The 7562-nt window shown below is 70.1% G+C and carries 5 protein-coding genes; 4 read left to right on the top strand and 1 reads right to left on the bottom strand.

Translation table 11 applies throughout. The annotated features are described in order from the left end of the window. Positions 1 to 1012, top strand: a 1012-nt coding sequence (mnmA, locus tag HKK72_RS19075; RefSeq protein WP_187235739.1) for a tRNA 2-thiouridine(34) synthase MnmA, incomplete at its 5' end; no start/stop codon positions are given. A 25-nt stretch (positions 1013 to 1037) separates the two neighbouring features. Here the strand turns inward: mnmA and HKK72_RS19070 are convergent. Beyond that, positions 1038 to 1604, bottom strand: coding sequence for a hypothetical protein (locus HKK72_RS19070; protein WP_187235738.1), 567 nt, complete (start codon positions 1602 to 1604; stop codon positions 1038 to 1040). Between the two features lie 35 nt (positions 1605 to 1639). Here HKK72_RS19070 and HKK72_RS19065 point away from each other — a divergent pair, with 35 nt between their 5' ends. From HKK72_RS19065 to HKK72_RS19055, 3 genes are all read left to right on the top strand, one after another. Next, positions 1640 to 2653, top strand: coding sequence for a methionine synthase (locus tag HKK72_RS19065; protein ID WP_410050320.1), 1014 nt, complete (start codon positions 1640 to 1642; stop codon positions 2651 to 2653). Positions 2654 to 2859: 206 nt separating this feature from the next. After that, on the top strand, positions 2860 to 5025 hold the full coding sequence (ligA, locus tag HKK72_RS19060) for an NAD-dependent DNA ligase LigA (protein ID WP_187235737.1): 2166 nt from the start codon (positions 2860 to 2862) through the stop codon (positions 5023 to 5025). A 230-nt stretch (positions 5026 to 5255) separates the two neighbouring features. Continuing rightward, entirely contained in the window at positions 5256 to 7349 is a 2094-nt protein-coding gene (locus HKK72_RS19055; protein ID WP_187235736.1) for a putative bifunctional diguanylate cyclase/phosphodiesterase, read from the top strand. Positions 7350 to 7562: the final 213 nt, after the last annotated feature.

Below are 7562 nucleotides of genomic sequence, written 5' to 3'. Positions count from 1 at the left end.
CGCCGAGGTCGGGCACGACGTCACCGGCGTGCACATGGCCCTCTCCAGCAACCCGAAGTCCTACCGCAGCGGCGCCCGGGGGTGTTGCACGCTCGAGGACTCCCGCGACGCGCGACGGGCGGCGGATGTGATCGGCATCCCCTTCTACGTCTGGGATCTCGCCGAGCGGTTCGACCGGGACGTCGTACAGGACTTCGTGGACGAGTACGCGGCCGGCCGCACACCGAATCCGTGCCTGCGCTGCAACGAGAAGATCAAGTTCGCGGCGCTGCTGGACAAGGCGCTGGCCCTGGGGTTCGACGCCGTGTGCACCGGGCACTACGCCCGGCTCGATGACGGGGTGCTGCGGCGCGGCGTCGACGACGGCAAGGACCAGTCGTACGTCCTCGCCGTGTGCAGCAGGGAACAACTCGCCCACGCGATGTTCCCGCTCGGGGACACCACCAAGGCCGATATCCGGCGCGAGGCCGAGCGGCGCGGCCTGCAGGTCGCCGACAAGCCCGACAGCCACGACGTCTGTTTCATCGCCGACGGCGACACGCAGGCCTTCCTCGCAGGCCGCCTCGGCACCGCGCCGGGCCCGATCGTCGACACCTCCGGCGAGGTCCTCGGCGAGCACGAGGGCGCGTACGCCTACACCGTCGGCCAGCGCAAGGGGCTGCGGATCGGGCGACCGGCGCCCGACGGCAAGCCGCGCTACGTGCTCGACATCTCGCCCGTGAACAACACGGTGACCGTCGGTCCGCGCGAGGCACTCGACGTTCACGAGATCACGGGCGAGCGGCCGGTCTGGCTGGCCGAAGCGCCGGCGGGGCCGCACGACTGCCAGGTGCAGCTGCGGGCCCACGGCGAGGTGTACGACTGCACCGCCCGGGTCGAGGGCGACCTCCTGCGGATCCGGCTCCACGCGCCCGCCAAGGGCGTGGCCACGGGCCAGGCCGCGGTGCTCTACGACGGCGACACCGTGCTGGGCTCGGCGACCATCGCCGCCACGGACAGCGTCTTCGCCTGACGGGCCAACGCTCTCTCGCGGCGGTTCAGCGCGCCGCGGCCACGGCCTCGCTGGCGACGGCCTGGAGGTTGTCCGGCAGCTTGGTCTGGGGCACCGGTGCGCCGGTGACCTTCAGCGCGACAGAGACGATCAGGTCGCCCTGGGTCGTACGGAGCTGAGGTGAGTGCTTGGGGTCGAAGACGGCGCTCTCGCCGACCCCGAGCAGGCTGACCCGAGAACCGGTGGGATGGCCGACCGTCCGCCAGCGGTCGGCTCCGGTCCGTGGATCGCGGCGCGTGTCGTACGAGATGGCCAGGGCGACCGGCGCCCTGCGGCCCGACAGGCGGGCGGTGCCGGTGAAGCGTGTCATGCGGCTGTTCGCGTCGCCGATGGACTCGCAGCCGGACGGTCTGCCGTGCATCGCCACGGTGACGGTTCTGCGGCTGATGACCTTGCATAGGTCCGGTGCCGGCACGGTGGCACGCGGCGCCGCGCCCGGGGAGGAGCCGGTGCCGCAGGCCGAGAGTGTGGTGATGAGGGCCAGCGACGCTAGCGAGGCCGGTGACATGAGCGAGCGGAGCGTCCGCGGGCTCCGGTGCGGGTGCGGGGGCATGCCCGCGAGGATAGAGCCTCGTTAGGCTTCGGCATGTGCCAGAACCGATGACCTTCCCGTGGCCGGCCGCGAGCGCGACGGGGATCGGGTCCTTCCCAGGTGATGATCCGGCCGAGACGTTGCGCGTCGTGCTGGGTGAGCTGCCCGATCTCCCGCATCTGCCCGAGCTGCCCGCCCGCGGTCCCGGGGCCGACCTGACCGGGCGCACCGCGGGACTGCTCGTGGAGCTGCCGGTGGCGCTGCAGCCCTCGGGCTGGCGGTTCGCCGACCGGCCGGGCCGGGATCTGCAGCGGGCGCGTGACCACCTCGCCCGCGATCTCGACGCCCTCGAGGAGCAGGCGGGCGACTACGGGGGGCCGTTCAAGATCCAGGTCGCCGGGCCGTGGACGCTCGCCGCGACCATCGAGCTCAAACACGGTGACCGTACGCTCAAGGACGCGGGGGCCATCCGTGATCTGATCGACTCGCTCGCCGAGGGGGTCCGCGTGCACGTCGCCGACGTGCGCCGGAGGCTCCCGAGCGCCGAGATCCTGCTGCAGGTCGACGAACCGGGCCTGCCCGGTGCGCTCGCCGGGACGGTCCCCACGGCGAGCGGTTTCGGCCGGCTCCGCGCGGTGGAGGCTACGCTGGCCGAGGAGGGACTGGGACGGGTTCTGCGCGCCGGCGACGCGTATCCGATCGTCCACTGCTGCGCGCGGGACGTTCCGTACGGACTGTTGCGCGCGGCCGGGGCGAAGGCGATCTCGGTGGACGCCGGTCTGATCCCCACGAAAGCCGACGAAGCGGTCGGTGAGGCAATCGAGGCGGGCATCGGCCTCTTTCTCGGCGTCGTCCCCGGAACCGACACGGCGTTCCCATCGGCCCGGGCGTCCGCGCGCCCTGCCAGGGAGTTGTGGGGGCGACTGGGCTTCCCGCCCGCCCGGATGGCGGAGCAGATCGTGCTCACGCCGTCTTGCGGTCTCGCCGGGGCCTCGCCCGGTTACGCCCGGGCGGCGCTGGCGCGCTGCCGCGAGGTCGCACAAGTGCTGCGGGACGAGCCGGAGGGGTAGCACGAGAGCTGCTCGCGAGCAGCGGCCCCGGCTGGCAGCCTGGTGTCGGCGCAGGGTCCCTGCCCGCCCGGATACCGGCCACGCGAGATCGTCCGCGTAACGGGCGGACGGGCGGCTGCTGTGGGTGAGGGGGAGCGGGGTCAGCCCGGCAGCCGAGAGGTGAACACCGCAGGCAGACTGTCCTCGGCACGGTGGAGACTAGGGCTATGAGCTTGAGCCAGGATGCATCCGGGCAGGCGGCACGGCACGCGGAGCTGTGCCAGGACATCGATGACGCCAACTACCGCTATTACGTCCTCGACGACCCCACGCTCAGCGACGCCGAGTACGACGCGCTCATGCGCGAGCTGCGCGAGCTAGAGGAGAACCGGCCCGAGCTGGTCACCCCCGACTCGCCGACGCAGAAGGTCGGCGCGCCCATCACGACCGACTTCACGACGGTCGAGCACGTCGAGCTCATGCTGAGTCTCGACAACGCGATGAACTTCGACGAGCTGTCCGCGTGGGGCGAGCGCGTCGAGCGGGAGGCCGGGCCGGGCAGCGGCTATCTCTGCGAGCTCAAGATCGATGGACTTGCCGTCGCCCTGCTCTACCAGAACGGCCGGCTGGTGCGCGGGGCCACCCGCGGCGACGCCCGCAGCGGTGAGGACGTCACCAACAACATCCGGACGATCGCGGCCATCCCGACCCATCTCACGGGTGATGACGTGCCCGAGCTGCTCGAGGTGCGGGGCGAGGTCTACCTGCCGGTCAAGAGCTTCGAGGAACTCAATGCCGCGCTGGTCGAGGGCGGCCGCGAGCCGTTCGCCAACCCGCGCAACGCCGCCGCGGGCTCGCTGCGGCAGAAGGACCCGCGAGTCACCGCGCAGCGGCCGCTCAGCATGATCGTGCACGGCTTCGGCGCCTGGGAGGGCGGTGAACTGCCGGAGAGCCAGGCGGAGGCCTATGAGCTCATGCGCGCGTTCGGCCTGCCGGTGAGCGACCGCTACCGCGTGGTGCCGGAGCTCGAGGCGGTCGGCGACTACATCAGGTACTACGGCGAGCACCGGCATGATCCCGCGTACGAGATCGACGGCGTGGTGGTCAAGGTCGACCAGCGGGCGGTGCAGCGCAGGCTCGGCTCGACCAGCAGGGCGCCGCGCTGGGCGATCGCGTACAAGTACCCGCCCCAGGAGGTCAACACCCGGCTGCTCGACATCAAGGTGGGGGTGGGCCGCACCGGGCGCATCACGCCGTACGGGGTGATGGAGCCGATCAAGGTCGCGGGATCGACCGTGGCCTACGCGACGCTGCACAACGCCAGCGAGGTCAAGCGCAAGGGCGTGCTGATCGGCGACACCGTGGTGCTGCGCAAGGCGGGCGATGTCATCCCCGAGATCGTGGCGCCGGTCACGGGCCTGCGCGACGGCACCGAGCGCGAGTTCTCGATGCCGACGCACTGCCCGGAATGCGGCACCGAGCTGGCCTACGCGAAGGAGGGCGACGTCGACATCCGCTGTCCCAACGCGCGGCTGTGCCCCGGGCAGTTGCGCGAGCGGGTCTCCTTCGTGGCCGGCCGCGACGCGCTCGACATCGAGGCGCTGGGCTACGTCGCCGCGACCGCGCTGACCCAGCCGCTGGAGCCGGACGAGCCGCCCGTACGGAATGAGGGGGATCTGTTCCATCTCACCGTCGACAGGCTGCTGCCGATCAAGAGCGTGGTGCGAGAGCACCGCACCGGTCTACCCAAGATCGATGAGCGGACCGGCGAGCCCAAGGTGGTCGCCTTCTTCGCCAACAAGGCCGGTGAGCCGAAGAAGACGGTGGACAAGCTCTTCGAGGAGCTGGAGAAGGCCAAATCGCAGCCCCTGTGGCGGGTGCTGGTCGCCCTGTCCATCCGGCATGTGGGGCCGCGCGCCGCGCAGGACCTGGCGCGCGAGTTCCGCTCGATGGAGGCGATCGAGAACGCCACGGAGGAGCAGCTCGCCATGGTCGAAGGCGTCGGCCCGACCATCGCGGCGTCGCTCAGGGCCTGGTTCGCGGTCGACTGGCACCGCGAGATCGTTCAGAAGTGGCGTGAGGCGGGCGTCCGCATGGAGGACGAGGGAGTGGCAGGCCCCCGGCCGCTGGAGGGCGTCACCGTGGTCGTGACCGGATCGCTGGAGCGCTTCAGCCGAGATTCGGCCACTGAGGCCGTACAGAATCTCGGCGGTAAGGTCACGGGTTCGGTCTCCAAGAAAACGGGCTTTGTCATCATAGGAGACAATCCCGGATCAAAATATGACAAAGCCCTCAAACTGGATGTCCCTATCCTCAACGAGGACGGGTTCCAAGTGCTGCTCGAAAATGGGCCGGAAGCGGCCAAGGTCGTAACCCTCCGAGTGGAGGAATGACACATCGTTGCGGTTGTGCCTTCGACCTGCAACAAGTTACCGTGAGGTATAACTTAACTACACAGAGATCGCTAGTCGCGTTAAATAGGACGTAACGGAACGTACCCAATCGGTTTCGCGAAGTTGCCCGAAGGTCGTAGTCTCCCCTCATCATCTGAAAGCGGACCTCCGGTGCAGTCTTTGACTGTGCGAACGCGGGGGCGATCCCCGGACCTTCCCCGAGGGAAGTGATGAAGGACCCGAACAACACACGGGACACCCTGCCCCGGCGGGGATCCCCCCTGTGGATCTATCTCGCCTGCGTCATCGGTCTCGGCGCTGTGGCGTTCGCCGCCTCGGTCAGCGGGCTGGTCGCGGAGGAGTGCGAAGCGCTTCTCACCAATCCGGTGTTCTGGATCCTGGGCTGCTTCATCCTGTTCGGCGAGCTCAGGCCCATCATCACGCCCGGCGCCACCGAGACGGGCTCCACCGAGACCAGCGGCGCGACGACCTCGACCACCTTCGTGTTCGCGGCCCTGCTCTACGCGGGGCTGCCGGTCGCCGTGATGTTGCAGGCCGTGGCCGCGGTCGCCTACGGCGTGTTCCGGCGATGGGCACCGCACCGCACCGCGTTCAACGTCGCCCAGTACTCCCTCAGCATCAGCGCGGCGACCCTGGTGCTCGCCGGGTTCGGCATCCACCCCTCTCCGACCCGTCCATGGGTGCCCGAGGGCACCGATCTGTTCGCCATCGCGATCGTCGCCGTCGTGTACTTCCTCAGCAACGACACCCTGGTCAGCGGCGCGGTCGCCCTGCACGAGCGGGTGTCGCTGCTCAAGGCGATGCGCCGGGACTTCGGCTATCAGGTGCTCGTCAACCTCGCGTTGCTCGGGCTGTCGCCCCTCGTGGTGGTCGCCATGGACCGCTCGGCGGCGCTCGTGCCGCTGATCGTGCTGCCCTTCATCGCCGTCTACCTCAACGCCTCCGGTTCGGTGCGCCGCGAGCACCAGGCGCTGCACGACGGCCTCACCGGGCTGCCGAACCGCAAGCTGCTGATCATGCGGACCGAGCAGGCGCTCGCCGAGGCCCGCCACCAGGCCGCACGCGGCGGCGGCCCCGAGGCCGGGGAGCGGGAGCGGGTCGGGCTGTTCCTGCTCGACCTCGACCGGTTCAAGGAGGTCAACGACACGCTGGGGCACCACACGGGCGACCGGTTGCTCCAGATGGTGGCCCATCGGCTGACCCACAGCGTGCGGCCCGGCGACCTCGTGGCGCGGCTGGGCGGCGACGAGTTCGCGGTGCTGCTGCCGTCCGTACGCGACGCCCAGGCGGCGCGGGAGGTCGCGGTCCGGCTCAGGGCGGCGCTCAGCGAGCCCGTACGGCTGGACGGCATGTCGTTCGACATCGAGGGCAGCGTCGGCATCGCCCTCCACCCCGATCACGCGCCCGACTTCGAGTTGCTCCTGCAGCGGGCGGACGTGGCGATGTACGTCGCCAAGGAGAGCCGGTGCGGTGTCGAGATCTACTCGCCCGCCAAGGACCGCAACTCGCCGGCCAGGCTAGGGATGCTGGGCGACCTGCGCCGCGCGATCGACCGCGAGGAACTGGAGCTGCACTTCCAGCCCAAGATCGGATTGATCGACGGGCAACTGGTCGGGATGGAGGCACTGCTGCGCTGGCGCCATCCGGAGCAGGGGCTCATCGGCCCGGCCCAGTTTCTGCCGATCGCCGAGCAGACCTACCTCATGCGGTCCATCACGCACTACGTGGTTGATCGTGTACTGGCGCAGGCCGCGGCCTGGTGGCGTGAAGGGCTGGCGGTCCAGGTCTCGGTCAACATCTCCGGCCGGGACCTGCTCGACGCCACGCTGACCGACACGATCGCGGCTGGTCTGGTCGAACACGACCTCCCCGCGGCGACCCTGCAGCTGGAGATCACCGAGCGGATCCTGATGAACGAGCCCGCCTACGCCGGCGAGACCGTGGGAGCGCTGGCCGAGCTGGGAATCCCGCTGAGCCTGGACGACTTCGGAACCGGCTACTCCTCGCTGGTCCGGCTGAAGCGGCTCCCGGTCGAGGAGATCAAGATCGACTCCTCCTTCGTGCAGCGGCTGATGGAATCCTGCGACGACACGGTGATCGTGCGGTCCATCATCGACCTGGTGCGGACGCTCGGCCTGCGATCGGTCGCCGAGGGCGTCGAGGACGCCAAGACCGCCCAGTTGCTCCGGGAGATGGGCTGCGACGCGGCTCAGGGATGGCACTTCGGCCGCCCGATGGGCGCCGCCGACGCGACCGACTGGCTGCGCCGCCGCATGGAACGCGCCCCAGAACCCGCCGCCTGACCCCTCCGCCCAAGCCCCCGTCGCGCCCACCCCGAGACACCCGGAACCCGGCCGCCTCCCGGGGCCGAAGCCCCCCGTCGCGCCCGACCCGAGACGTCCCTGCACCATGCTCCCGTTCGCTCCCGCGCTTTGGGGGGTGGGAGCCTGGGATGCGATCAACTGCATGATCACGTCGACTGGCGCAGTGCCGGGGGTTGTCCAAGCCGCGAGTCT

Source organism: Actinomadura sp. HBU206391 (genome assembly GCF_014323665.1).
Classification (GTDB): Bacteria; Actinomycetota; Actinomycetes; order Streptosporangiales; family Streptosporangiaceae; genus Actinomadura_C.
This window is presented reverse-complemented; position numbering and strand designations above follow the sequence as displayed.

Coding starts and splice junctions, on each gene's coding strand:
- HKK72_RS19055 (WP_187235736.1), top strand. CDS start 5,256: ATGAAGGACCCGAACAACACACGGGACACCCTGCCCCGGCGGGGATCC.
- ligA (WP_187235737.1), top strand. CDS start 2,860: ATGAGCTTGAGCCAGGATGCATCCGGGCAGGCGGCACGGCACGCGGAG.
- HKK72_RS19070 (WP_187235738.1), bottom strand. CDS start 1,604: ATGCCCCCGCACCCGCACCGGAGCCCGCGGACGCTCCGCTCGCTCATG.